The sequence below is a fragment of the Vibrio sp. 1249-1 genome (genome assembly GCF_033340495.1).
This window is the reverse complement of record NZ_JAWOWJ010001105.1, coordinates 1-534: the sequence shown is the minus strand read 5'-3', so window position 1 is coordinate 534 and position 534 is coordinate 1. Positions and strand designations below refer to the sequence as shown.

At 41.4% G+C, this 534-nt stretch carries 1 protein-coding gene; it reads left to right on the top strand.

Annotated features, from left to right (window positions below):
- Positions 1-472 (top strand): DarT ssDNA thymidine ADP-ribosyltransferase family protein (locus R7Z50_RS30700; protein ID WP_318150178.1); only part of this gene is annotated, 472 nt, incomplete at its 5' end.
- Positions 473-534: the final 62 nt, after the last annotated feature.

Sequence of the window (534 nt, the reverse complement as noted above, 5' to 3'; positions counted from 1 at the left end):
GAAGCCAGTTGTTGATGTGGCAGACCAAGAAATACTTACTGGTCGCGCGAAACATGGGCTAGATTCAATGGTTCCTTTCCATTTTTTTGCCGACAATCCTTTTGATGGACGAGTCCAAAAGGATCACCCTCAAGAAACCTTTGTTTTTATTGGCATTCCTCGCACACATGCCAACTCGAATAATTGGAAAATATCAGCGAAACACCCATTAAATGGGGAATTTGAATTGCTAGATTATGCGAAAGGTATCGAAACAATTGACTGGGATGCAATGAATGCTAGAGATTACACTACACGCGAGGGTAAAAGCGTATGCATGGCAGAATGCCTTTCCCCCAAAGCAGTCTCAGCAAATGATTTCCAACAGATCTTTGTAAAGTCAGACCAAGACAAACAAACCGTAGAGGCAATGCTGCGAGACTTCGGTATTAAGTGTTGGGTAAACACTAATACTCATATGTTTGCAAACTAGTCTGTAGCACTCAAAACTCTCTAAAAGTTTAGATAAGAAGGGCTTAAGTAAACTGCCCTTCT